This is a genomic window from Cellulomonas bogoriensis 69B4 = DSM 16987 (assembly GCF_000767165.1).
In the GTDB taxonomy this organism is placed as follows: Bacteria; Actinomycetota; Actinomycetes; order Actinomycetales; family Cellulomonadaceae; genus Actinotalea; species Actinotalea bogoriensis.
This window is the reverse complement of the sequence record NZ_AXCZ01000482.1, coordinates 1-379: the sequence shown is the minus strand read 5'-3', so window position 1 is coordinate 379 and position 379 is coordinate 1. Positions and strand designations below refer to the sequence as shown.

The following is a 379-nucleotide window of genomic DNA, read 5'->3' as shown; positions in this document are numbered from 1 at the left end:
ACCCGTCGCCGCCCCGACCTCAGAAGCCCTGGCAGCAGCGACGGGCCCACACCGCCAGCCTCCGCCTCAACGATCTGCGCCTCGACCCTCGCCAGCGCGTCCCCGGCGTGCTGACGGTCGACCCCGGCCCGCAGGACGTCCACGAGCACCTCGACCGCCTCGACGTCCCGGGCCCGCGACAGGGACGCCCGCGCGCGCTCGCGGACCTGCGGGACGTGGTCGAGCAGCCGGACGGCCAGCGCAGCGACGGCGACGACGCCGGTGACGGCACCCAGGGCGTGCACGGCCTGCTCGCGGACTCTGCCGTCGGCGTGGAGGCTCGCGACTGCCGCGACGAACCCGGACGGTTCGCCCAGGGACGCCCGCCGCCACCGGCGGG

The 379-nt window shown here is 77.6% G+C and carries 1 protein-coding gene; it reads right to left on the bottom strand.

Annotated elements, in window-relative coordinates; all coding sequences use genetic code 11:
- Positions 1-379: hypothetical protein (locus tag N869_RS18285; protein WP_035063477.1), on the bottom strand; the 379-nt coding region annotated here is incomplete at both ends.